The organism is Pseudoalteromonas sp. NBT06-2 (assembly GCF_002276045.1).
In the GTDB taxonomy this organism is placed as follows: domain Bacteria; phylum Pseudomonadota; class Gammaproteobacteria; order Enterobacterales; family Alteromonadaceae; genus Pseudoalteromonas.
The window spans coordinates 1-541 of the sequence record NZ_NQMR01000413.1 but is presented as its reverse complement, the minus strand read 5'-3'; the positions used below and the strand labels follow the sequence as shown (position 1 = coordinate 541).

Sequence of the window (541 nt, the reverse complement as noted above, 5' to 3'; positions counted from 1 at the left end):
CTAAAACTGAAACGTGTTCACTTGAGCGCCTACAATTGTTTATTGAACGTGGCAATACAGCGCATATTGAAGCCGCAGCCGGACGTGTCGCAAACGGCCAAAAGTGGCAATACTTTGATGAGTATCATAACTATCTCAGCAAACTTACTGCAATCAATGATTATAATGCGAACTTACCAATAATTGGTAAAGATGAACACGATATAGATATCTACGCATCACCAAAAACAATACCAGACGAACCAGAAGCCATGCCTGAATATACAGGGAGTAAAGTTTTAGCCCCTTACCTAGTCAATTTATTTAAAGCAGATAGACAAGATAAAATGCAACGGGCCAAAGTGATAATTAACAGTGGTAAAACATTTGATGCCGATGAAAAAAGTATAACCAGATTAAATAATGCTATCAACGCAGCAAGAAACGAAATATCAGATTTTATCATTGAATGGTCAACAGCTGATGTTGATACAGGTGTCATGGTGCCTTGCACTAAAGCTGAATTAGAAGAAGCACACACTAAAGCAGTTCAAAACATGGG

General features: G+C 38.3%; 1 protein-coding gene. It reads left to right on the top strand.

The annotated features are described in order from the left end of the window. A partial coding sequence (locus CJF42_RS27985; protein ID WP_170940798.1) for a hypothetical protein occupies positions 1-541 on the top strand: 541 nt, incomplete at both ends.